This window comes from Rhodanobacter sp. FW510-R10, assembly GCF_058781105.1.
On sequence record NZ_JBYSWL010000001.1, the window covers coordinates 2,271,350 to 2,294,219 of the forward strand.

A 22,870-nucleotide genomic window follows, 5' to 3' on the forward strand; every position below is an offset into this window, starting at 1 on the left:
CGTCAACCCACCACCAGGCCACCGGACTCACGTGCCAGCAGTTCGAACTGGCGCCAGCGGTTGACCACGGTGCAGAACAGCTCGGCGGTGCGTTCGGCGTCGTAGATCGCCGAATGCGCCTCGTGGGTGTCGAAGGCGTGGCCCGAGGCAAGCACGGCCTTGCTGAGCACGGTCTGGCCATAAGCCAGGCCGCCCAGGGTCACCGTGTCGAAGCAGCTGAAGGGGTGAAAGGGGTTGCGCTTGAAGTGGCAGCGCGCCACAGCCTGGTTCAGGAAGCCGAGGTCGAAAGCCGCATTGTGCCCGACCAGGATGGCGCGCTGGCAACCGGCGGCGTGGATCGCCTCACGCACACCGTGGAAGATATAGCTCAGCGCCAGGTCTTCCTTCATGGCGCCGCGCAGCGGGTTGTAGGGATCGATACCGGTGATTTCCAGCGAGCGTGGATCGAGGTTCGCGCCGGGAAAGGGCTCGACGTGGGTGTGCAGGGTCGGCGCCAGACCCAGGCGACCGTCCGCGTCCAGGGTCAGCGGGATGGCGGCGATTTCAAGCAGCGCATCGTGTTCGTCATCGAAGCCGCCGGTCTCGACGTCCACCACGACTGGCAGGTAACCGCGAAAGCGCTCCGCCATGTGGATCGAGGCGCTGGCATTGCTGGCAGGTTCATCCATCCGCGAAGGATAACAGCGCCCCGGCGGCCCGTTCGCGCTCAGTGGTCCAGCGTCACCCCGGTCAAGAGGCCACGCGCCAACATGATGCATTGGCGCCGGTACAGAAGCAGTTGCCATTGCCGGCCGCCGATTTGCCGCCACAACACGGCCGAGCGCACCGCGGCCAGCAGATTGCTGCGGATCTTCTCGACCACCGCCGGCTGCTGCAACTGTTCCGGGTTGCCGCTGACCATGACCCGCGGCTGCTGAGTGGAGAGCACCGAGGTGTACAGCTCGGCGAGCCGGGCGATGACCTGCGCGGAGTCCTGGCCGAAGTGCTCCACCTGACGTTGCGCGGCGACGATGCCGGTCTGCAGCTTGTCCAGCAGATCCTGGTGCGCGCTGAGGTTGCGCTCCAGCCGCACGACGGTGATCGCCATCTTCGTGACCAGCATGCTCTGGTCGGTTTCGTCGAGCTGGTTGACCAGCGCACGCAGGCCGACGCGCAGCCCCGAGACACTGCCGTAGACCGCGGTGACCGAGGGCGCGTCGATGCGGAAGACGCTGGCGATGCCGGTCTCCATCGCGCTCTCGTCGCAACGGCCGGTGTTGGCCAGTTGCTGGGTCAGCGCGCAGGCCTGGAACAGGCCGGCCAGCGCGATCACCCGTTCCTCATTCATGCCAAAAGTCTCAAACACGGTGCGGTGGTGCTCCTCGGTGATGCGTCAAAAGTGCTGCGCGAGCGGCTCTAACTGCTCATGGGCGGTGGCAGGCTCGGGCACCAGGCCGCCAAACGCCGCATCGGTGGCTGCGATGATCGCCCCGCCGAGGCACACGGCGCCCGCGTACAGGACGATCGACTGCCCTGGAGCGACGGCCACCTGGGCCTGGTCGAACGTCACATCGAGCCGGTCGGCGCGTACCTCCACGGTACAGCCCTGGTCCTGCTGGCGATAGCGCGTGCGCGCCGTGCAGCGGAAACGGGCCGCCGGGGCGTGGCCAGCGACCCAGTCGGTGGCCGCCGTGCGCAGGCGCCGGGACTGCAGCCAGTGGTTTGCACCGCCCTGGGCGACATAAACCACGTTCGCGGCCACGTCCTTGCCGACCACGTACCACGGTGCCCCACTGGCGTCTTGGCGGCCGCCGATGCCCAGGCCATTGCGCTGGCCCAGGGTGTAGTACATCGCGCCTTGATGCGTGCCGACGCGGTTTCCGCCAGGCGTGAGCAGTTCTCCCGGGCGCGCCGGGAGATAGTGGGCGAGGAAACTGCGGAAATCGCGCTCGCCAATGAAGCAGATGCCGGTCGAATCCTTCTTCGCCGAAGTCGCCAATCCGGCCTCGCGCGCCAGGCGGCGCACCTGCGCCTTTTCCAACGTCCCGATGGGAAACAGCGTGGCGGCCAACTGCCGCTGGTTCAGCGTGTACAGGAAATAGGTCTGGTCCTTGGCCGCGTCGGCGGCGCGCAACAGCTGGTACTCACCGTCACGCTCCCTGACCTGGGCGTAATGGCCGGTGGCGATGCGCTCGGCGCCAAGCGCGCGGGCTTCGTCGAGGAAGGTCTTGAACTTGATTTCGCGGTTGCAGGCCACATCCGGATTGGGCGTGCGGCCGGCCCGGTACTCGTCGAGGAAATGGGCAAAGACGCGCTCCATGTATTCGGCGGCAAAGTTGCGGGCATGGAACGGGATGCCCAGTTGCCCGCAGACGGCTACCGCATCCTTGCGGTCGCCATCGACCGTGCAGGGACCGGCAAGCCCGTCGTCCTCCCAATTTTGCATGAACAGGCCCTCGACCCGGTGGCCTTGCCGCTGCAACAGCAGGGCCGCCACGGACGAGTCGACGCCCCCCGACATGCCGAGCATGACCTTCATGGCCCGCCGACCTGGGGTCGGTTGCCCATGGGCGTGGAAATGAGTTCGTTCATAGAGTGCGAAGCACTGGAAATGGGCACATTGTGCCATCACCTCAGAGGCGGTTACGCCGCAGAGGCGTATTGGTCAGCGCGTATAATCGAGTCAGGTGCATCGATCCCATTACCATGAGCCAAGAATACGAATCGGAACATGGCAACGACCGCGGCCTGGCGGTAGCACCCGCCAAGCCCGACGTGGCTCGGCCACCGTTGTTCCAGGTGTTGCTGCTGAACGATGACTTCACGCCGATGGACTTTGTGGTAGAGGTGTTGCGCGCGTTCTTCGACCTCAACCAGGAGCAGGCGGTACAGATCATGCTGCACGTGCACACGCGAGGTCGCGGTGTTTGTGGTGTATTTACGCGCGAAGTTGCGGAAACTAAGGTTGTGCACGTCAATGAATTCTCGCGCGCGCACCAGCACCCGCTGCTGTGCACTATGGAAAAGCTGTGAGCGCCCCCATTTTGTGCACAAGGCGGTGCAGTAAGTCCGTCATCACCTAGCTGGAGACGATCCGCATGTTCAGCAAGGATCTGGAAGTCACCATCGGCCAATGCTACAAGCAGGCGCGCGAGCAGCACTACGAGTTCATGACCGTCGAGCATTTGTTGCTCGCCTTGACCAGCAACCAGTCCGCGCTGAGCGCCTTGCGCGCCTGTGGCGCCGACCTGCCGCGCCTGATCGCCGACCTGGAACGCATCATTGCCGAGACCGTGCCGGTATTGCCGCGGGGCGACGAGCGCGACACGCAGCCGACGCTGGGCTTCCAGCGCGTGCTGCAGCGCGCCGTCTATCACGTGCAATCTTCCGGGCGCAAGGAAGTCACCGGTGCGAACGTGCTGGTGGCAATCTTTGGCGAGAAGGATTCGCACGCGGTGTATTTCATGCACCAGCAGGAGATCACCCGCCTGGACGTCGTCAACTACATGTCGCACGGCATTGCCAAGGTTGGCGATGAGCCGACGGCCGGCAGCGTTGGCGCCGGCGAGCGCGAAGCCGAGGAGGGCGGCGAGGGCAAGAACAATCCGCTGCAGGAGTTTGCCAACAACCTCAACGAGCTGGCCCTGCAAGGCAAGATCGATCCGCTGATTGGGCGCACCGACGAGATCGAGCGCACGATCCAGGTGCTGTGCCGTCGGCGCAAGAACAACCCGCTCTATGTCGGCGACGCCGGCGTGGGCAAGACCGCCCTGGCCGAAGGTCTGGCCAAGCGCATCGTGGATGGCGAAGTGCCCCAGGTGCTGGAGGACGCGACGATCTGGGCGCTGGATCTGGGCGCACTGGTGGCCGGCACGAAGTACCGCGGCGACTTCGAGAAGCGTCTGAAGGGAGTGATCAGCCAGCTCAAGCAGCAGCCTGGCTCGATCCTCTTCATCGACGAGATCCATACCATCATTGGCGCGGGTTCGGCGTCTGGCGGCACGATGGACGCCAGCAACCTGATCAAGCCGATGTTGGCCTCGGGTGAGCTGCGCTGCATCGGTTCGACCACGTTCCAGGAATACCGGAGCGTGTTCGAGAAGGATCGCGCGCTGGCCCGCCGCTTCCAGAAGATCGACGTGGTCGAACCGTCGGTGGCAGACAGCATCGAGATCCTCAAGGGCCTGCGCTCGCGCTTTGAGGCACATCATCAGGTCAGCTACACCAACGAGGCCTTGAAGGCTGCGGTCGACCTGTCGGTGAAGCACATCCCCGACCGCCTGCTGCCCGACAAGGCCATCGACGTGATCGACGAGGCCGGCGCACGCCAACGCCTGCTGCCGGAAGATCAGCGCACCGGCAAGATCGACGTCGCCGAAGTGGAATACATCGTCGCCAAGATGGCGCGTATCCCGGCCAAGCAGGTGTCGGCGTCCGACCGCGACGTGCTGCGCAGCCTGGAGCGCAACTTGAAGATGGTGGTGTTTGGCCAGGATTCGGCAATCGAAGCCCTGGCGGCCTCGATCAAGATGGCGCGTTCCGGCCTGGCAGATCCGTCGCGGCCAATCGGCTGCTTCCTGCTCGCCGGTCCGACCGGTGTGGGCAAGACCGAGGTCACCAAGCAGCTGGCGCTGCAGCTCGGGATCGAGCTGATCCGCTTCGACATGTCCGAGTACATGGAAGGCCATTCGGTTTCGCGGCTGATTGGCGCACCCCCGGGCTATGTTGGTTTCGACCAGGGCGGCCTGCTCACCGAAGCCGTGGTCAAGCACCCGCATGCGGTGCTGCTGCTGGACGAGATCGAGAAGGCCCATCCGGACGTGTTCAACACCTTGCTGCAGGTCATGGACCACGGTGCGCTCACCGACACCAACGGGCGCGAAGCCAACTTCAAGAACGTGATCGTGGTGATGACCACGAACGCGGGGGCCCAACTCGCCTCGCGGCGTGGTATTGGCTTTGTCGAGCAAAAGCATGAGTCCGATGCGATGGAAGTGATCCGCCGCCTGTTCACGCCGGAGTTCCGCAACCGCCTGGATGCGATCATCCAGTTCAACGCGCTGGGGTTCGAGCACGTGCTGCGGGTGGTGGACAAGTTCCTGATCGAGCTGGAGGCACAGCTGACCGAGAAGCGGGTGAGCCTGGACGTGGACGCCGATGCCCGCCGCTGGCTGGCCGAGCACGGCTTCGACCCGCACATGGGTGCGCGTCCCATGGCTCGCGTCATCCAGGACAAGGTCAAGCGCGCGCTGGCCGACGAGCTGCTGTTTGGCAAGTTGGCCGACGGCGGCACGGTGCGCCTGAGCGTGGTCGATGGCGAACTGCAGGTGAACGCCGAAGGCCTGGAAAAGCTGCCGGCGGTGGTGGAGTAGGTGGACGGTTCCCGGCACGCCATCGCGCGTGCCGGCGATCGGGGCACTGGCGCTCTGTGCCAGCAGCCGGCGGCCTACTTCATGCGATAGGTGATGCGGCCCTTGCTCAAGTCGTACGGCGTCATTTCAATCTTCACCTTGTCGCCGGTGAGGATGCGGATGTAATGCTTGCGCATGCGACCGGAAATGTGGGCAATGATCACGTGCCCGTTTTCCAGCTGCACGCGGAACATGGTATTGGGCAGGGTCTCCTGCACCGTGCCTTCCATTTCAATGACGTCGTCTTTGGCCATGTGTTCCGGGTAGTCGCGCACGGCCGAACCGGCCGCGGAAGCGTGCAAGTATGACATGGATCGAGGGGAGCCGGCAGCAAGGCCCCGTTTGAGAACCGTTATGCCAGGTGCCGATCCAGCCTGGCGCGGATGTCCTGCTCAATTTTTCCGCGCCACGGCCGCAGCAGGAGCCCCAGCTCGGCGGTGACCCGCACGCTGTGCGCGCCGACCGTGATCGCCCCGCGGACGCCGTTGCCGCAAAGCTGCAAAACGTCGCCCTGCCAGCGATGATCCAGGCCGTACTGCCGGTGGAGGCCAGCGGCCAAGTCGTCGATCAGGCTGCGGACGCCGGCCACGTCCAGGTTGTGCGTGCGCTCGATGTCGATCGTGGCCATGCAGGTCTTCAGTGCAGATACCAGGGTTGTATGCCAGCATACAAGGCTTGGGTCGATGCGCGATGCGGCGGCGCCCCTGCACCGGTCCGGGTGTGTGGCGCGACCGGCCATGTGCGGGTTCCGCGCCTGCGCTGGCGGCGCCGGTTTTTCAGGGTATGGGTACTGGTTTGGTCGATTGATCGATGCGCATTGAATTCATCCCGGCCAGCCGCGACAGCCTGTCGTGGACCCAAGCGCGGCTGCGCATCGGCAGCGCGCCCGACAATGACCTGGTCCTGACTGCGGGGCAGGCGGCACCGCGGCACCTGTTGCTCGAGTCCGACGCCCGCGGCTGGGTGCTGTGGGTGGTGCCGGGTGCACCGCACGTCTATGTCAACGCGCGGCCGGTCCGCGAACTGGCCTTGCTGCGCCCCGGCGACGTGGTCAGCCTGGGGGATTGCCGCCTGCTGTTGTGTGCCGACGAGGCGCCGGACCACCGCCAGCCGCCGCAGGCCGTGGTCGACCGTGCGCATTGCACGGTTGCCTTGAGGGCCGTGGCCGGGCCCCTGTCGGGCAAGGTCCTGGCGGTGCACGAATACCTGGAGCTGGGTCCGCGCGGACGTTATCCCCTGGAGCTGCCACAGGGCGGGAGCGCGTCGTTGCGCATCGGTTGGCGCGACGGGCGCCTGGTCCTTGCCGTACTGGAGCCGTCCGCGCGACAGGGCTTGCGGGTCAACGGCAACCTGGTGACCGACGTGGTGCTGCAACCAGGTGACCAGATCGGGATCGGCCTGCATCGTTTCGTGGTGTCGGCTCCCGGGATGAAACCGGAGCCGGAGCCGGCTACGTTGCCGGCGCCGCCGCCCTCCCGCCCGGCCACGGCACCGTCGCATGCGGGGACGGCATGGTTGATCGTGACCGCCGCCATCCTGGCGCTGGGCATCGCGTTGTTGTTGCTGGTGCGGTTTTGACCGCGGGTACTTGGTGGCGCCTGTCACTCGTTGTATAAAACGCAGTTGTTTCGCGCCCTGCAGGAACCGGGCGTGGTCTGTTTTTTCATGCCGCGCGCGTAGCGGCACCCTCGTCTACAGGCGACTGGCCCATGAGTGAGACTCCCATTTCCTTGAGCGACATGCGCGAGCGGATCGACAGCATCGATCGGCAGATCCAGCAATTGATTTCCGAGCGCGCGCAACGCGCGCGCGAAGTGGCCACGGTCAAGGGCGAGGGCCTGGCGGCGATCGACTATTACCGGCCCGAACGCGAGGCCCACGTGCTGCGCATGGTCGTCGACCGCAACGACGGGCCGCTGCCGGACACGGAAATGGTGCGCCTGTTCCGCGAGATCATGTCCTCCTGCCTGGCCCAGGAGGATCCGCTCAAGGTCGGCTATCTCGGGCCGCAAGGCACGTTCAGCGAGCAGGCCGTGTTCAAGCATTTCGGCCACGCCGCTTATGGCTTGCCGCTGGGCAGCATCGAGGAGGTCTTCCAGGAAGTCGCTTCCGGGAATGCGGACTTTGGCGTGGTGCCGGTGGAGAACTCCGGTCAGGGCATGATCCAGGTGACGCTGGACATGTTCCTTACCTCCGAGGCCGTCATCTGCGGGGAGATCGACCTGCACGTCCATCAGTGCCTGCTCTCGCGCGCTGACCATGCCGAGGATATCCGTCGCGTGTATGCCCATCCACAGTCGTTCCAACAGTGCAAGACATGGCTGCGCGTGAACCTGCCGGATGTTGAATACCTGCCGACCAGCAGCAACGCCGAGGCGGCTCGCCTGGCGCGGCATGCCGACGACGTGGCGGCGATTGCCAGCGAGTCGGCCGGCAAGATCTACGGCCTGAAGATCATCGCCCAGGGCGTGGAGGACCGTGCCGACAACACCACGCGCTTCCTCGTCATTGGACGCAACCGCTTTCCCGCTTCCGGCAACGACCGCACCTCCCTGCTGGTTACCGTGAATGACCGTCCTGGCGCGCTGTACCGCGTGCTCAGCCCATTTGCCCAGCGCGACATCAGCATGAACCGCATCGAGTCGCGGCCGGCGCATACCGGCAAATGGCAATACGCTTTCTTCATCGACGTCTCCGGGCACGTGGACGATGAGAAGTTGCAGGCGGCGATCCAGGAGATCGATGCCTCGGCCGGGGCGGTACGGGTGCTCGGCTCCTATCCGGTCGCGTTGCCCTGATGTACGCGCGGCCCTGGCCTGACGGGTATCCAGCTTGAAACATCTCGATTGGGTGACCAGCAAACCACGCCAGCCGCTGCATGGCAGCGTGCAAGTGCCGGGCGACAAGTCCATGTCGCATCGGGCGCTCATGCTGGCGGCGTTGGCCGATGGCGAATGTCAGGTCCGTGGCTTCCTGGAAGGCGAAGACACGCGCGCCACGGCCACCAGCTTGTCGCGGTTCGGGGTCGCGATCGACGCCCCGCAACCCGGCGAGCGCATCGTGCGCGGGGTCGGCATGCATGGCCTGCGGGCGGCCTCCGGGCCACTGGATTGTGGCAACGCCGGTACCGGCATGCGCCTCCTGACTGGCCTGCTGGTCGGCCAGGCGTTCGATACCATCCTCACTGGCGACGATTCGCTGTCGGGGCGACCCATGAACCGGGTGATCGATCCGCTGACGCGCATGGGCGCGCGGATCGACAGCCACAATGGCCTGCCGCCCCTGCACATCCACGGCGGCCAGGCCCTGCACGGCATGCGCCACATCAGCCCGATCGCCAGTGCCCAGGTCAAGTCGGCGCTGCTGCTGGCCGGGTTGTACGCCGATGGCGACACCGAGGTGGTCGAGCCGCAGCCGACGCGCGACTACACCGAGCGCATGTTGCGCGCGTTTGGCTGGCCGATTGATTTCACGCCCGGCCGTGCCCGGCTGGCCGGGGGCTACGCGCTGCATGCCGCCGACGTGGAGATCCCGGCGGATTTTTCCTCGGCGGCGTTCTTCATGGTCGCGGCCAGCATCGTCGATGGCTCGGAACTGCTGTTGCCCGCGGTCGGACTCAATCCGCGCCGCACCGGCCTGCTGGCGGCCTTGCGCCAGATGGGGGCGGACATCCGCATCGAGCACGAGCGCCAGACCTCGGGTGAGCCCATTGGCGACATCGTGGTGCGCTACGCGCCGCTGCACGGCATCGAGCTGCCCGCGGCCCTGGTGCCGGACATGATCGATGAACTGCCGGTGTTTTTCGTCGCCGCCAGCGTGGCCGAAGGCCGCACGGTCATTTCCGGCGCGGCCGAGCTGCGCGTGAAGGAATCGGACCGCATTGCCTCCATGGCCAGCGGCTTGCGCACGCTGGGCGTGGCCGTCGAGGAGACGCCGGACGGAGCCATCATCCATGGCGGCCGCCTGGGTGGCGGCGTGGTGTCCAGCCACCTTGACCATCGCATCGCCATGAGCATGGTGGTGGCCGGGCTGGTGGCCCGCGCGCCGGTGCGCGTCGCCGATTGCGCGCCGGTGGCCACTTCCTTCCCGGATTTCCGCGAAATCGCCAGTGGCTGCGGTTTCCCCTTGCGCGTGGCCAGCTGAGGGCGCCGCGGCCATGGGTGACGCCTTGCCCTTTGTGGTGGCCATCCCGGCGCGTTATGCGTCGACGCGCCTGCCTGGCAAGCCCTTGCGCCTGCTGGGCGGGCGGCCGCTGATCCTGTGCGTGGCCGAACGGGCCCGCCAGGCGGGCGCCGCCCAGGTGGTGGTGGCCGTCGACGACGAGCGGGTGGCGCAGGCCCTCGATGGCCAGGGCGTGGACGTGTGCATGACCAGCCCGGCCCATGCCTCGGGTTCCGATCGCCTGGCTGAGTGCGCCGTGCGCTATGCCTGGCCTGCCGAGACGGTGGTGGTCAACCTGCAGGGCGACGAACCGTTCGCGCCGGCCAGCGGCATCCGCGCCGTGGCCGAGGCCTTGGCCGAGGACGGCGCGCCGATGGCCACCTTGGCCACGGCGATCGACGATGCCGCAGAGTTGTTCAATCCCAACGTGGTCAAGCTGGTGCGTGGCCTGGATGGACGGGCGTTGTATTTCAGCCGCGCGCCGCTGCCCTGGGCACGCGACGCGTTTGCTGCCAATCGACAGGCGCTGCCGCACGGTGTCGAGTTCCTGCGCCACGTCGGCATCTATGCCTACCGCGCGGGATTCCTCGCGCGCTATGCGCAATTGCCGCGTACGCCACTGGAGCAGGCCGAATCGCTGGAACAGTTGCGTGTGCTCGAGCACGGCCACGCAATTGCCGTGCGCCTGACCCCGCAGCCGTTTCCGCCCGGCATCGACACGCCCGAAGACCTGGAGCGCGCCGAGCAGTGGCTGCGCTCCCACACCTGAGCGGACAGGTCCGGTTCGGGCCGGCCTGCTGCGGGGCAGCTAGAATGGGCAGATGCAATCCACACCTGCGCCAGCGTTTGATGGCAAGGCGTTCGTACGCACGCTGAGTTCGTCGCCTGGCGTCTACCGCCACTTTGACGCCGCCGGCGAGCTGCTCTACGTAGGCAAGGCCAGCAACCTCAAGAAGCGCGTCAGCAACTACTTCCTGCGTCCGCCAAAGGAGCCGCGCATCGCGGCCATGGTGGCGCAGATCTCCCGCGTGGAAACTACGGTCACGCGCACCGAGGGCGAGGCGCTGCTGCTGGAATCGCAGCTGATCAAGTCGCTCAAGCCGCGCTACAACATCCTGCTGCGCGACGACAAGAGTTATCCCTACATCTACCTGTCCACTGGCGAGGACTACCCGCGGCTGGGCTTCCATCGGGGCGCGCGCACCAAACCGGGGCGCTATTTCGGGCCCTATCCCAGCGCCTACGCCGTGCGCGAAAGCCTCAACCTGATGCAGAAGCTGTTCAAGGTGCGCCAGTGCGAGGACAGCTATTTCCACAACCGCACGCGCCCGTGCCTGCTGTACCAGATTGGGCGTTGCAGCGCGCCTTGCGTCGGTATGATCGACAAGGCGGAATACGCGGCCGACGTACGCCACGCCGAGATGTTCCTGGAGGGGCGCAGCAGCGCGATCATCGATGAGCTGGCGACGTCGATGGAGCAGGCCAGCACGGTGCTGCAGTTCGAGCGCGCGGCCCGGTTGCGCGACCAGATCGCCGCCCTGCGCCAGCTGCAGGCTGCCAACTACGTACAGGGCGCGAACGCCGACATGGACGTGATCGCCTGCCGGATTGAATCAGGTCTCGCCTGCGTCAGCATCCTGTTCTTCCGCGACGGCATCAGCCTGGGTACGCGCGATTTCTTTCCGCGCCTGCCGGTGGATGCCGAACCGGGCCACGTGCTGGGACAGTTCATTGCCCAGTATTACCTGGAGCGGCCGGTACCGCGTGAGTTGATCCTGGGCGGCGAAGTTGCCGACCTCGACCTGCTCAAGGACATGCTCACCGCCAAGGCTGGGCGCACCGTGGAGCTCAAGACCAAGGTGCGCGGCGATCGCGCGCGCTTCCTGCAGATGGCAGAACGCAACGCGCAGGCCTCACTCACCGCGCGGCTGGCCAGCCGGCAGACCCTGGGCACGCGCTTCGACGACTTGCAGACCTTGCTTGGCCTGGATGAATTACCGCGGCGGATCGAGTGCTTCGACATCAGCCACACCATGGGCGAGGCCACCGTCGCCTCGTGCGTGGTGTTCGGCCCGGAAGGCCCGGAAAAATCGCACTATCGGCGCTTCAACATCACCGGCATCACTCCGGGGGACGATTACGCCGCCATGCACCAGGCGCTCACGCGTCGATTCCGCCGGCTCGCGGAAGGCGAGGGCGTGCGACCGGACATCCTGCTCATCGATGGCGGCAAGGGCCAGGTGGCGCAGGCGCTGGAAGTGCTGCGTGACCTGGGCATACGCGACATCCTGGTGATCGGCGTGGCCAAGGGGCCGGGGCGGCGGGCCGGGGAGGAGACCCTGGTCCTTGCCGACAGTGGGCGCGAGCTGCACCCAGGTTCGTCCTCGCCGGCCCTGCACCTGATCGCGGCCGTACGTGACGAGTCGCATCGTTTTGCGATCAGCGGGCATCGGGCACGGCGCGAGAAGGCCCGCCAGCACTCGGTGCTGGAGGACGTGCCCGGCGTCGGTGCCCGTCGGCGCTCGATGCTGCTGCGCACCTTTGGCGGCATGCAAGGCGTGCAGGCGGCGGGCATCGAGGAGCTGACGCGGGTACGCGGCATTGATCGCGAATTGGCGGAGCGCATCTACGCGAGCCTGCACGGCTGAACAAACCGATGGTGCCGCGCCATTCCACCCCATGGCGTGCGACACTGGGGCAACTCTGCGGACCGAATCATGCGCATCAACCTGCCGACCTGGCTGACCTTGTTTCGGGTGGCCTTGCTGCCCGTCATGGTGCTGGTGTTCTACCTGCCGTTTGCCGGCCACAACGTTGCCGCGGCCGTGGTCTTCGTCCTGGCGGCGGTGACCGACTGGCTGGATGGCTGGCTGGCGCGGCGCATGCACGCCACCTCCGCGTTCGGCGCCTTCCTCGATCCGGTGGCGGACAAGCTGATGGTGGCCGTGACCTTGTTCATGCTGGTCGATGCGCATTACGGCGGCTGGTCGGGTGTGCTCATGGCGATCACCGCGGCGGTGATCGTCGGCCGCGAGATCAGCGTCTCGGCGCTGCGTGAATGGATGGCCCAGATTGGCATGCGCGCCACGGTCAAGGTGGCGATGATCGGCAAGTTGAAGACGGTGATGCAGATGGTCGCGCTGGTCGTGTTGATCATGCAGCACGACAAGTCGGCCGAGGCCCTGCGCCTGTACCACATTGGCGAGGGCTTGCTGGTGATCGCCGGCATTCTGACCATCTGGTCCGGCCTGTACTATCTGCGCGCGGCCTGGCCCTACCTGCGCGATGGCGTGTCCGCCGAGCCGCATCGGCCCGAGCGCCACGAGGCGCACTGAAACCCGGCCAGACTCCGGCGGCATTGGTCTCGCCGGGTATTCACAGACAAATATGTTCTGGTATCATTTGCCGCTCTGCTGCGGGAATAGCTCAGTTGGTAGAGCACGACCTTGCCAAGGTCGGGGTCGCGAGTTCGAGTCTCGTTTCCCGCTCCAGTTCCTGAAGCCTCGCACCGTCGAGGCTTCTGTTTTCCGGGCGTTCGGCGGTCTCCTCCATCGCCCACGCAGGGGCAATGGCCAGGTGGCAGAGTGGTCATGCAGCGGCCTGCAAAGCCGCGTACGCCGGTTCGATTCCGACCCTGGCCTCCATTGCCCGGCACCTCCCGGTACACCGTACTTTCGTCTGATACGGAAACAGGGAGTCGCTTGCTTGAAGCGCATCTTCGTCAGCGCGCCGTCATGCCGCCGTCGACGCGGTAATTGGCGCCGGTCAGGAACTTGCCGCGATCCGACACGAGCAGCGCCACGGCCTCGGCGATGTCTTCGGTGGCGCCGATGCGACCCAGTGGAATATTCCGCAGCCAATCGTCAGAGGAGAATCCGGGAGTCGTCTTGGCGAACTCGTCGGAACCCGGCGTTGCGATGACGCCAGGCGAGACGACGTTCACGCGGATGCCGCTCGGCGCAAGTTCCCCCGCGAGCGTGCGCGAGTAGTACTCGAGCGCCGCCTTGGCGGCGCCGTAGTGCGCAAAGGGACCAAACGGCATCGTGGCTGCTGCCGAAGAGATGTTCACGACGGCAGCGGCCTTCGACGCCCGGAGCGCCGGGAGGACCGCGTTCGTGAGGCGGATCGCGGCGAAGGCGTTGAGCGCGAAACTGTCATGCCAGGCCTGGTCGGGGATCGTCCACGACCCTTGCAGGAATGCGTGTCCGCCGCCCGCGTTGTTCACCAGGATGTCGAGGCCGCCGAGCGCCTCGAGCGCCTGCGTCGCGATCGCCTCCGCGCCTTTGCTCGTGGTGAGGTCGCCGGCAACGAACGTCGCCGTCGCGGGGGTGTCGTCGTTGCGTTTACGCGCGGCGACCACGACTTTGGCGCCGGCATCCAGAAGACGCTGCGCAATGGCCGAACCGATGCCGCGCGTGCCTCCGGTAACCAGGGCGCGGCGGCCGACAAGTTCTTTCGAGAAATCGAGTTTGTTGGACATGGGATCTTCCTTGGCGGGTGGGTTGATCTTTCCGGAGCGGTGATCCGGGTTGCAGGGTGATTACGATCCGGCGACGGCAGTCGCCGGTCGCTCAGGCTCGTTCTTGAACAGGTCCTGGAAGATCAACGGCCCCCAGCTCCTGTCCGCGCGCGCCTGCACCAGCGCGCCCCCCTCGTCGAGCTTGCCGAGATTGACGGGCGCGAAACCGAGTTGTTCGGCGAGCGTGGCCACCGACGCGATGGCACCTTCGTCGTCGCTCGACAGGAACACGACCCGCCGGCCGGCCTTGACGTGCGGGTCGGTAGCCAGGGTGCGGGAGGGGAGATGATTGAAGCCCTTCACCAGCCGGGCACCGGGGAACGCCTTGGCGACGACGGCAGAGGAGACGCCAAAGCCGTTCATCGCGTCCACGATCGTCTTGCCCTGCCAGCTCGACAGGGTCTTGGCGACCTCGCGATGGCCCTCGAACAGCACGGCCAGGAAAATCACGTCCGCCTTGAGCGCTTCCCGCAGCGTCCTGGGAACGACCGTGGGTCCGATTACCTGCGCCTGTGGCAACAGGACTTCGGGCGGCCGCCGGCTGGCGACGGAGACTTCGATGTTGTTCCGGGCGAAAGCGCGGGCGAGGGCCTGGCCGATGGCGCCGAAACCGATGATGGCGTAGCTCATGAGGATGGTCCTTTTCAGTGTGGGGGTGGATGGTGTGGCCCGTTCGGGCCGGTTGCCCAACCAATCTGGGACGCTTGACGCATCAATACAATTGACGAAAGATCGCTCAATACAATCTAAGTTATGGATATCAGTTGCTCGACAATGTCACCATCAACCAGCTACGTGCATTCGTCGCGGTATGCGACCAGGGCAGCTTCTCGGGCGCGGCGCGCAAGCTCGTACGCGCGCAGTCGGCCATCAGCCATGCGATCAAGGCGCTGGAAAGCGCGTTCGACATCGAGCTGTTCGAGCGCAATACGCGCAAGGCGCAGCTCACCGCGGCGGGGCGCAGCCTGCTGCCGGATGCGCGGGCGGTGATCTCGCGCACCGAGGAAATGAAGAACCGCGCCGGCGCCATCGCCAGGGCCGGCGTGTCGCAGGTGTCGGTGGCGGTGGACGCCTACTTCCCGCGCAGCCACCTGATCGACTGCCTGCGCACGCTGCAGCAGGAGTTCCCGACCGCCGCGATCAACTTGCGCATCACGACCATGCAGGGCGGCGAGAACCTGGTGCTCGAAAGGGTGTGCGCCCTGGCCGTCACGATCGAGAACGTGCCGGAGGTAAACCCGGACGCCATCGAACGCCGCTGGCTGCGCGAGACGGAAATGGTGACGGTATGCGCGCCATCCCATCCGCTCGCTTCCACACCCAAACCCATCCCCAAGGACGAGTTTGGCCGCCACGTCCAGATCGTCGTCACCGACAACCAACCCGAAGCAGAAAAGACCCAGCATGGAGCGGCCGGCAAGCGCCAGTGGCTGGTCAACGATCTCGGCGCCAAACGCGATCTGCTCAAGGCCGGCCTCGGCTGGGGACACTTGCCACGACACCTGGTCAGCGAGGATCTGGCCAACGGCCAGCTCGTCGAACTTGAACGGCGTGCCTGGCACATGGGGCCGCTGACGTTCGTGGTCTCGCATCGGCGGGGTTACGATTTCTCGCCGTGCGAGTCACGGTTGGTCGAGATGCTGAGCAAGCCTTAGGTTCACGCGAATCGCGGCTTTCCGTGTCGGTTGCCGTTCATGGGCGGACGCCCGCAGACGAACGCTCTCATCCGTTCTGTGAGCTGAGGCGCCAACTAGGCAGCCGCACTCCCATTCGATTGGCTACGTCCCCTTTAGTGTCGCGAAGCTGCCCTGGAGCAGGCCGGAGCAGTCCACGGTGTTGCGCAGCCGAGCGGAGCGGGTGCGGAAACAGGATGGGAGTGCGCTCGTCGATGTGTTTCGCGCCGCCCTGGTACCCGCAGCTTTTGCCTCATATCTTTGCCGGTTGTGTTGGCGGGCGGTTTGGTTCCCAATTGATTCCGCCCATCATCATTGCCCGGAATCCGCATGAACTTCGAAGACTTCGACCCGCTTCTGGCGCGTGCGTACGCCCACGCCGGGACGTTCCTGCATGGCTTGCCGCAACGCTTTGTCGGCGCCCGCGCCAGTCGGGACGAGATGATGGCCGCACTCGATGCGCCGTTGTCGCAGCACGGCGAAGACCCCGCCGCGGTGCTCGACCTGCTCGCGCGCAATGCCGGGCGCGGCGCTTCCGCGTGTGCCGCGCCGCGCTATTTCGGCTTCGTCATCGGTGGCTCGCTGCCCGTGGCATTGGCGGCGGACTGGCTGGTGTCGACCTGGGACCAGAACGCTGGCATCCACGTCATCTCGCCGATGACCGCTGCGCTGGAGGAGATCGCCGCGCGCTGGCTGCTGGAGCTGTTCGATTTGCCGCGCGCGAGCGGCGTCGGTTTCGTCACCGGTTGCCAGATGGCACATTTCACCTGCCTCGCCGCCGCGCGCCATGGCGTGTTGCGCAAGGCCGGATGGGACGTCGAGAGCGAAGGCCTGAATGGTGCGCCGCGCATCCACGTCGTCGCCTCGCAGGAAGCGCACGTTACCGTCGATGTCGCGTTGCGCTATCTGGGACTGGGCACGCGCGCGCTGGTGCACGTCGAATCCGATGCCCAGGGCCGCATGCGCACCGACCATCTGCGTGAACTGCTGCCAACGCTGCGCGGCCCCGTCATCGTCTGCGCGCAGGCCGGCAACGTGAACACCGGTGCCTTCGATCCACTGCGCGAGATTGCCGAAGCCGCGCGTGCGCATGGCGCCTGGCTGCACATCGACGGCGCGTTCGGCTTGTGGGCTCGCGCCAGCCCCAGCGCCGCATTGCGCGCGGTCGTCGACGGTATCGAGCTCGCCGATTCCTGGGCGACCGACGCGCACAAGTGGCTTAACGTGCCCTACGACAGCGGTATCGCCATCGTCCGCAATGCCGAGGATCACCGCAGCGCGATGACATCGGCTGCGGCGTACCTGATCCAGAGTCGGGGCGTGGAGCGCGATGCGGTCGACTGGGTGCCCGAGTTTTCCCGCCGCGCCCGCGGCATCCCGGTGTACGCGGCGTTGCGCGCCCTTGGCCGCGACGGCATCGCCGACCTGATCGAGCGCTGCTGCGCCCGCGCCCGCCAGTTTGCCGAGCTGCTGTCTGCCACGCCCGGCGTCGTGGTCCTCGCCGATGTCGTGCTCAACCAGGTACTGGTGCGCTTTGGTGATGACGACATGCTCACCCGTGCCGTCATTGCCGGCGTGCAATCAGAAGGCACCTGCTGGGCCAGCGGCACCACCTGGCACGGCCTCGCCGCCATGCGCATCTCGGTGTCCAACTGGGCGACGAGCGAGGAAGACGTTGTCCTCAGCGCCGACGCGATGCTGCGCGTATACGGTGGCTTGCAGGCCGCATAGCGCCGGAGTCGACTTCCCACGCCGGCCACGGCGAAAGGGCGATTCTGACCCGTGTGTCAGTGCTCGCCAGACTCATGCTTTCCTGTTTTTCATACCTGCAGGATGCCCCCGCATGGCACGCAAGAAAACCCTGAGACTGGCCACGTTCAATGTGAATGGCATCAGCCGCCGCCTGCCGCACCTGCTTGCGTGGCTGGAGCGGGAGAATCCGGACGTCGTGGCCTTGCAGGAACTGAAAGCCACCGACCAGGGCTTTCCGGCGGATGACCTGGAGAAAGCCGGCTATGGGGCCATCTGGCATGGCCAGTCATCGTGGAACGGGGTGGCCGTGCTGGGCCGCGGTACCCTCCCGGTCGAGATCCGCCGCGGACTGCCGGGGGATCCGGCCGACACGCAAAGCCGGTACATCGAGGCGGCCATCCATGGCATCGTGGTCGGCGGCCTCTACCTGCCCAATGGCAACCCGCAGCCCGGGCCGAAATTCGACTACAAGCTCAAGTGGATGGAGCGGCTCCATCGACACGCCAGAACCCTGGTGGACGTGGCGCATCCGGTCGTCCTGATGGGTGACTTCAACGTCATCCCCACCGACACGGATGTCTATGATCCGAAGTCCTTCCGCAAGGACGCGCTGCTGCAACCGCAGACAAGGCAGGCGTACGAACGCTTGCTGGACCAGGGATGGACAGATTCACTACGGCAGGTATGCGGCGACGGGCGCATCTACACCTTCTGGGACTACTTTCGCCAGCATGCCGAACGCGATCGCGGCTTGCGCATCGACCATCTCCTGCTCAATCCCGTGCTGGCGAGACGGCTCAGGACCGCTGGCGTGGATCGGTGGGTGAGGCTGCAGGGGAAGGCCAGCGACCATGCGCCCACGTGGGTCGAGGTGAGTGCGCCCTGAGCCGGGCGGCGGATTTGACCGTGGCGATGTCGCTTCACGGCGGACCTTTCAGTGGCGCCGCCACGCCGGCCGGCCGCCTTACTGGTTTCCCGCGTCCGCCGCCGCGGGCGTGAGGGCCGGTGCCGGGTGCTCGGTACCGCGATGGAACTTGGCGCTCAAGTGTTCCATGGCCACGTAGAAGGCCGGGGTGATGTACAGCGTCAGGGTCTGCGAGAAGATCAGGCCGCCGACCACGGCAATGCCGAGTCCGCGCCGCGATTCGGAGCCCATGCCGCTTTCCAGCGCGATGGGCAGCACGCCGAGGATGGCGGCAAAGGTCGTCATCATGATCGGGCGGAAGCGCACGAGGCCGGCCTGGATGATGGCGTCGCGGGCACTCATGTTTTCCTCGCGGCGCATCTGGACGGCGAAATCGACCAGGATGATGCCGTTCTTCTTCACCAGCCCGACCAGCATGATCAGGCCGACGAAGCTGAAGACGTTGAGCTGCTGGTTGAACAGGATCAGCGCGAGCAGGGCGCCCACCATGGCCAGTGGCATGGCGGTGAGGATGGTGATGGGATGGATGAAATGCTCGTACAGGATCGCCAGCACCATGTAGATCACCAGGATCGTGATGAGCAGCAGGATCGGCAGCTCCACCAGTGATTCCTGGAACGTGGCGGCGGTACCGGCAAACGTGCCGGTGACGTCCGCCGGCATCATGCTCGCGGTCAGCTGCTGGATCGGGCCGACCACGTCGCCCAGCGACACGCCCGGAGCGAGGTTGAAGGAGAAGGTGACCGATGGCAGTTGCTGGTAGTGGTCCACCTGGGTCGGACCGACCCCGGGAGTGATGTTGGCCACGCTGGCCAGCGGGACCAGGGTGCCGCCAGTGCCCGGCACGTACAGCGCATCGATGGCCGACCGGTTCTGCTGGAACTGCGGCGCCAACTGCAGCATGACGAAATACTCGTTGGTCGAGCCGTAGATCGTGCTGATCTGCTTGCCGCCGTAGGCGTCGTACAGGGCCGTCTGGATGTCCGTCGCGTCGACGCCCAGCTTGGAGGCCTTGCTGCGCAGGATGTCGACGTTGAGCTGCGGGTTGCGCAGGTCGAGGTCGGTGTCGACGTCCTCCAGGCCCGGAAGGCGCGCCAGGGCCGGCAGGAAGCGTTGCGCGGCGCGGTCGAGTGAATCCACATCCAGCCCCTGCAGCACGTACTGGTAGTCACCGGTGGTGCTGCTGAAGCCGCCCATCCGGATCGCCGGCGGGTTGGAGAAGAACACTTGCATGTCGCGTACCTTGGCCACCGCCTTGCGCAACTGGGAGATGACCTGGTCGGCGTCGGCGTGCCGCTCATCCTGAGGCTTGAGCGAGATCGACAGCCGGCCGACGTTGGTCCCGGCGCTGCTGCCGAAGCCCTGGCCGGCGCTGGACATAGCGGCCTGCACATTGGGGTTTTTCCGCACCGCCTCGGCGACGCGTTTTTGCATGCCTTGCAGTTGGGCAAAGGTGATGCCGTCGGGCGCCCTGGTCTGCGCCTGGACCTGCCCCGTGTCCTCGGTGGGGATGAAGCCCTTGGGCACGACCATGAAGAAATAGAACGTCAGCACCAGCATGCCTGCGGCCACCACCATCATGCTGCGCCAGTGGTCCACCGCCCAGACCAGGGACCTGCCATAGCCGTCCCGCATCCAGTTGAAGCCGTTTTCCAGGCTCACGTACAGCCGTCCGTGCTGGCCGCTTTCCTGGATGAAGCGGCTGCACAGCATGGGCGTCAGGGTCAGCGACACCAGCCCGGAAATCAGGATGGCAATGGCGACGGTGACGGCAAATTCCCGGAACAGCCGTCCCAGCAGGCCACCCATGAGCAGGATCGGAAGGAACACCGCCACCAGCGAAATGGTCATCGACAGGATCGTGAAGCCGATCTCCTTGCTGCCGATGAGCGCCGCGCGCAGCATCGGTTCGCCGCGCTCGCGGTAGCGGACGATGTTCTCCAGCATGACGATCGCGTCGTCCACGACGAAGCCTACGGCCAGCACCAGCGCCAGCAGCGAGAGGTTGTCGAGGCTGAAGCCAAACAGCTTCATCAACGCGAAGGTGCCGATGATGGAGGTGGGCAAGGCCAGGGCGGAGATGATCGTGGCGCGGATGTTGCGCAGGAACAGGAAGATCACCAGCACCACCAGCACGATGGCGAGGATGAGCGTGTACTTCACCTCGTTGATCGAGCCGCTGATGAAGTCGCCGCGGCTGTACATGACGTGCAGGCTGGCGTCGCCCGGTGCATCGTCGGTCAGCGCCGGCAGCAGGTCGCGGATCTGCTGCGCGATCTTCACCGTGTTTGAACCGGGCTGGCGCTGCACGCCGAGCACGATCGCGGTCTCGAGCTTGCCGTCGTTGTGGGCATTGTCGAAATACTGGGTGAGCTGCTTGTCCTGCTCGATGCTGTCGACGGCCTGGCCCACATCCGACAGGTGCACCGGCGCGCCGTCCTGGCTGGCGATGATGAGGCTGTTGTAGGCCTGGGCATCGGTGAGCTGACCGGCGGCCTTGACGGTGAACGTGTTGGTTGCGCCGTACATGGTGCCGGAGGGCAGGTTGGTGTTGCCGTGCTGCACGGCCTGCACCACCTGGTCGAGCGAGAGGTGGCGCGCGGCCAGGGCATAGGGGTTCATGTACAGCCGCACGGCATATTTGTGCGAGCCGAACACGTTGACCTGGGCCACGCCCGGAATCATCGAGATGCGCTCGGAAACCTCGGTCTCGGCGAATTCGTCGAGCTGGGTGAGCGGCACGTGCTGGGCGGTGATGGCGAGGTAGATGATCGAGGAGTCGCCGGGATTGACCTTGCGCAGGTGCGGCGGCTGCGGCATGTTCGGCGGCAACTGGCGGATGGCCTGGGAGATGGCTGTCTGTACGTCCTGGGCGGCCGCATCGATGTTGCGTGAGAGGTCGAACTGCAACGTGATGTTGCTGTTGCCGATGGTGTTGACCGAGTTCATCGAGACCACGCCGGCAATCGTCGAGAACTGCCGCTCCAGCGGCGTGGCGACCGAGGACGCCATGGTTTCCGGGTCAGCGCCGGGCAAGTTCGAATAGACGACGATCGTGGGGAAATCCACGTTTGGCAGTTCGGCGACTGGCAGCGTGAAATACGCCACCAGGCCAAACAGCACCAGCGCGGACATGATGACCGTGGTCATCACCGGGCGATGGATGAACGGCGCGGAAAGGTTGACCTTCATGTGGCGTCGGGTGCCGCGGCGGTCGCGCCGACCGGTGCGCCAAGCGTGACCGGCAGGCCGGGGCGCATGCTGCGTGGCACCTGGGTCACGACGCGTTCACCGCCCTTGAGCCCAGAGCTGACCACGGCCACGTTGCCGACCACGCGATCCACGGTGATGTTCTGCACCTTGGTCACGCCGTCCACGACTTCGTACACGAAGTTGCCATCCTGTCCAGACTGGATGGCTGAATCCGGTATCGTCACGGCGTTCGCCTGGATCGTCAGCCGGGTGTTGACGTCCACGTACTCGCCCGGCCACAGCTCGATGTCCTGGTTGGGAATCTCGGCCTTGAACAACACCGTGCCGGTTGCCGTGTTGACCGTGTTGTCGATGAAGACCAGTCTGCCCTCGCCACGCGATCCGGAACCGTCTTCATTGGAGATGAAGACCTTGATGCTGTGCTCGGCGTTGTACTTGCGGATTTCGGGCAGGAACTGCTGCGCCAGGTTGTACTGCACCAGGATCGGCTTCATCTGGTTGATGGTGACCAGTGGCACGGTGTTGCTGGGGGCGACCACGTTGCCGGATTTCACCGCGAGGTTGCCGGTCAAGCCGTCGATGGGCGACACGATCCGGGTGTAGGCCACGTTGATTTGCGCCTGCTCCAGCGCGGCCTTGGTCTGCGCCGCAGTGGCCACCGACGCCTCGTATTCCTGCGCCGACACGTAGCCTTTGGCGGCCAGTGGCTTTTCACGATCGGCCTGGGTCTTGGCGGCCAGGTAGGCGGCCTTGGCGGAGGCGAGTGCGGCTTCGTACGGCGCCGGGTCGATCAGGAACAGCGCCTGTCCGGCGCTGACGTGCTGGCCCTCGGTGAAATACACCTGTTTCAGCACGCCGCTGATCTGCGGCTGGATGTTGACCGTATGTTCCGACCGCACCTGGCCTACGGCGAGCAGTTGGATCGGCATGGACTTGATCGTGGCCAGTTCGGTCGCCACCGACAGCGATGGCGCCGCGTGCGAAGCGACGTGCTCGCTGCGTGCATTGGTGGCGATGCGCCAACCGAGCAATACGGCCAGGCACGCCAGCCCCAACCCGCCCAGGGAAAGCGAAGTCGATTTCCTGCTCACGGTGTTCCCCGGCCAGCGGCCGTGGCTGGTGTATGGCCGGCCACGTGGGTTGCCGGTCCGGAGGCTGTGCCAGCCCTCGTGGATGCCGGTATGCGGATGGCTGCAGATGGTTCCTGCACCGGTGTTTGCATGCGCACGCTCGCCTC

General features: G+C 65.8%; 20 protein-coding genes and 2 tRNA genes. 13 read left to right on the top strand and 9 right to left on the bottom strand.

Going from position 1 to position 22,870, the window contains the following annotated elements; all coding sequences use genetic code 11:
* Positions 1-2: 2 nt before the first annotated feature.
* The 3 genes from rnt to mnmA are packed head-to-tail and all read right to left on the bottom strand — an operon-like array spanning position 3 to position 2,518.
* Complete coding sequence (gene rnt, locus AC3WJB_RS09820; protein WP_492681059.1) at positions 3-668, bottom strand: ribonuclease T; 666 nt, start codon at positions 666-668, stop codon at positions 3-5.
* A 38-nt stretch (positions 669-706) separates the two neighbouring features.
* Positions 707-1,327, bottom strand: a complete 621-nt coding sequence (gene hflD, locus AC3WJB_RS09825; RefSeq protein ID WP_492681061.1) for a high frequency lysogenization protein HflD — start codon at positions 1,325-1,327, stop codon at positions 707-709.
* A gap of 45 nt (positions 1,328-1,372) precedes the next feature.
* On the bottom strand, positions 1,373-2,518 hold the full coding sequence (gene mnmA, locus AC3WJB_RS09830; RefSeq protein WP_492681063.1) for a tRNA 2-thiouridine(34) synthase MnmA: 1,146 nt from the start codon (positions 2,516-2,518) through the stop codon (positions 1,373-1,375).
* Between the two features lie 167 nt (positions 2,519-2,685).
* On the opposite strand from mnmA, the gene clpS reads away from it, so the two are divergent.
* Together clpS and clpA are read left to right on the top strand one after the other, a co-directional pair.
* On the top strand, positions 2,686-3,012 hold the full coding sequence (gene clpS / locus AC3WJB_RS09835; protein ID WP_492681065.1) for an ATP-dependent Clp protease adapter ClpS: 327 nt from the start codon (positions 2,686-2,688) through the stop codon (positions 3,010-3,012).
* 65 nt (positions 3,013-3,077) lie between these two features.
* The gene (gene clpA, locus AC3WJB_RS09840) at positions 3,078-5,351 is read left to right on the top strand and encodes an ATP-dependent Clp protease ATP-binding subunit ClpA (protein WP_492681067.1); all 2,274 of its coding nucleotides are present in this window, start codon (positions 3,078-3,080) and stop codon (positions 5,349-5,351) included.
* Positions 5,352-5,425: 74 nt separating this feature from the next.
* Here the strand turns inward: clpA and infA are convergent, their stop codons facing one another.
* The gene (gene infA / locus AC3WJB_RS09845; RefSeq protein ID WP_007508585.1) at positions 5,426-5,644 is read right to left on the bottom strand and encodes a translation initiation factor IF-1; all 219 of its coding nucleotides are present in this window, start codon (positions 5,642-5,644) and stop codon (positions 5,426-5,428) included.
* Positions 5,645-5,742: 98 nt separating this feature from the next.
* A complete protein-coding gene (locus AC3WJB_RS09850; RefSeq protein WP_492681069.1) occupies positions 5,743-6,018 on the bottom strand; it encodes a polyhydroxyalkanoic acid system family protein in 276 nt (91 codons plus the stop codon).
* A gap of 182 nt (positions 6,019-6,200) precedes the next feature.
* On the opposite strand from AC3WJB_RS09850, the gene AC3WJB_RS09855 reads away from it, so the two are divergent.
* The 8 genes from AC3WJB_RS09855 to AC3WJB_RS09890 all read left to right on the top strand — a co-directional run bounded on the left by AC3WJB_RS09855 (position 6,201) and on the right by AC3WJB_RS09890 (position 13,195).
* Positions 6,201-6,968 (top strand): FHA domain-containing protein, encoded by a 768-nt coding sequence (locus AC3WJB_RS09855; protein WP_492681071.1) that lies wholly within the window; start codon positions 6,201-6,203, stop codon positions 6,966-6,968.
* A 131-nt stretch (positions 6,969-7,099) separates the two neighbouring features.
* Positions 7,100-8,188, top strand: coding sequence for a prephenate dehydratase (gene pheA, locus AC3WJB_RS09860; RefSeq protein WP_492681073.1), 1,089 nt, complete (start codon positions 7,100-7,102; stop codon positions 8,186-8,188).
* A 34-nt stretch (positions 8,189-8,222) separates the two neighbouring features.
* On the top strand, positions 8,223-9,533 hold the full coding sequence (gene aroA, locus AC3WJB_RS09865; RefSeq protein ID WP_492681075.1) for a 3-phosphoshikimate 1-carboxyvinyltransferase: 1,311 nt from the start codon (positions 8,223-8,225) through the stop codon (positions 9,531-9,533).
* Between the two features lie 13 nt (positions 9,534-9,546).
* Positions 9,547-10,320: a 3-deoxy-manno-octulosonate cytidylyltransferase gene (kdsB, locus tag AC3WJB_RS09870; protein WP_492681077.1), complete on the top strand. Its 774-nt coding sequence runs from the start codon at positions 9,547-9,549 to the stop codon at positions 10,318-10,320.
* 52 nt (positions 10,321-10,372) lie between these two features.
* Positions 10,373-12,199: an excinuclease ABC subunit UvrC gene (gene uvrC, locus AC3WJB_RS09875; RefSeq protein WP_492681079.1), complete on the top strand. Its 1,827-nt coding sequence runs from the start codon at positions 10,373-10,375 to the stop codon at positions 12,197-12,199.
* 69 nt (positions 12,200-12,268) lie between these two features.
* Positions 12,269-12,886 carry a CDP-diacylglycerol--glycerol-3-phosphate 3-phosphatidyltransferase gene (gene pgsA, locus AC3WJB_RS09880; RefSeq protein ID WP_492681081.1) on the top strand — a complete coding sequence of 206 codons (618 nt, stop codon included), beginning with the start codon at positions 12,269-12,271 and terminating at the stop codon, positions 12,884-12,886.
* Positions 12,887-12,966: 80 nt separating this feature from the next.
* Positions 12,967-13,042: transfer RNA gene (locus AC3WJB_RS09885), tRNA-Gly, on the top strand.
* Positions 13,043-13,121: 79 nt separating this feature from the next.
* Positions 13,122-13,195, top strand: a tRNA-Cys gene (locus tag AC3WJB_RS09890).
* Between the two features lie 77 nt (positions 13,196-13,272).
* Here the strand turns inward: AC3WJB_RS09890 and AC3WJB_RS09895 are convergent.
* The gene (locus tag AC3WJB_RS09895; protein WP_492681083.1) at positions 13,273-14,031 is read right to left on the bottom strand and encodes an oxidoreductase; all 759 of its coding nucleotides are present in this window, start codon (positions 14,029-14,031) and stop codon (positions 13,273-13,275) included.
* Between the two features lie 60 nt (positions 14,032-14,091).
* Complete coding sequence (locus AC3WJB_RS09900) at positions 14,092-14,700, bottom strand: NADPH-dependent F420 reductase (protein WP_492681085.1); 609 nt, start codon at positions 14,698-14,700, stop codon at positions 14,092-14,094.
* 134 nt (positions 14,701-14,834) lie between these two features.
* Between AC3WJB_RS09900 and AC3WJB_RS09905 the strand changes: the two genes are divergently transcribed.
* The 3 genes from AC3WJB_RS09905 (at position 14,835) to xth (ending at position 18,381) form a co-directional block, all read left to right on the top strand.
* Positions 14,835-15,725, top strand: a complete 891-nt coding sequence (locus tag AC3WJB_RS09905; RefSeq protein ID WP_492681087.1) for a LysR family transcriptional regulator — start codon at positions 14,835-14,837, stop codon at positions 15,723-15,725.
* Positions 15,726-16,073: 348 nt separating this feature from the next.
* Entirely contained in the window at positions 16,074-17,474 is a 1,401-nt protein-coding gene (locus AC3WJB_RS09910; RefSeq protein WP_492681089.1) for a pyridoxal phosphate-dependent decarboxylase family protein, read from the top strand.
* 112 nt (positions 17,475-17,586) lie between these two features.
* Positions 17,587-18,381, top strand: a complete 795-nt coding sequence (gene xth, locus AC3WJB_RS09915; RefSeq protein WP_492681091.1) for an exodeoxyribonuclease III — start codon at positions 17,587-17,589, stop codon at positions 18,379-18,381.
* A gap of 78 nt (positions 18,382-18,459) precedes the next feature.
* Here xth and AC3WJB_RS09920 read toward each other — a convergent pair whose 3' ends face one another.
* Positions 18,460-21,612, bottom strand: a complete 3,153-nt coding sequence (locus tag AC3WJB_RS09920; protein WP_492681093.1) for an efflux RND transporter permease subunit — start codon at positions 21,610-21,612, stop codon at positions 18,460-18,462.
* Positions 21,609-22,724 carry an efflux RND transporter periplasmic adaptor subunit gene (locus AC3WJB_RS09925; RefSeq protein WP_492681095.1) on the bottom strand — a complete coding sequence of 372 codons (1,116 nt, stop codon included), beginning with the start codon at positions 22,722-22,724 and terminating at the stop codon, positions 21,609-21,611. Before AC3WJB_RS09925 ends, AC3WJB_RS09920 begins: the two co-directional genes overlap by 4 nt.
* Positions 22,725-22,870: the final 146 nt, after the last annotated feature.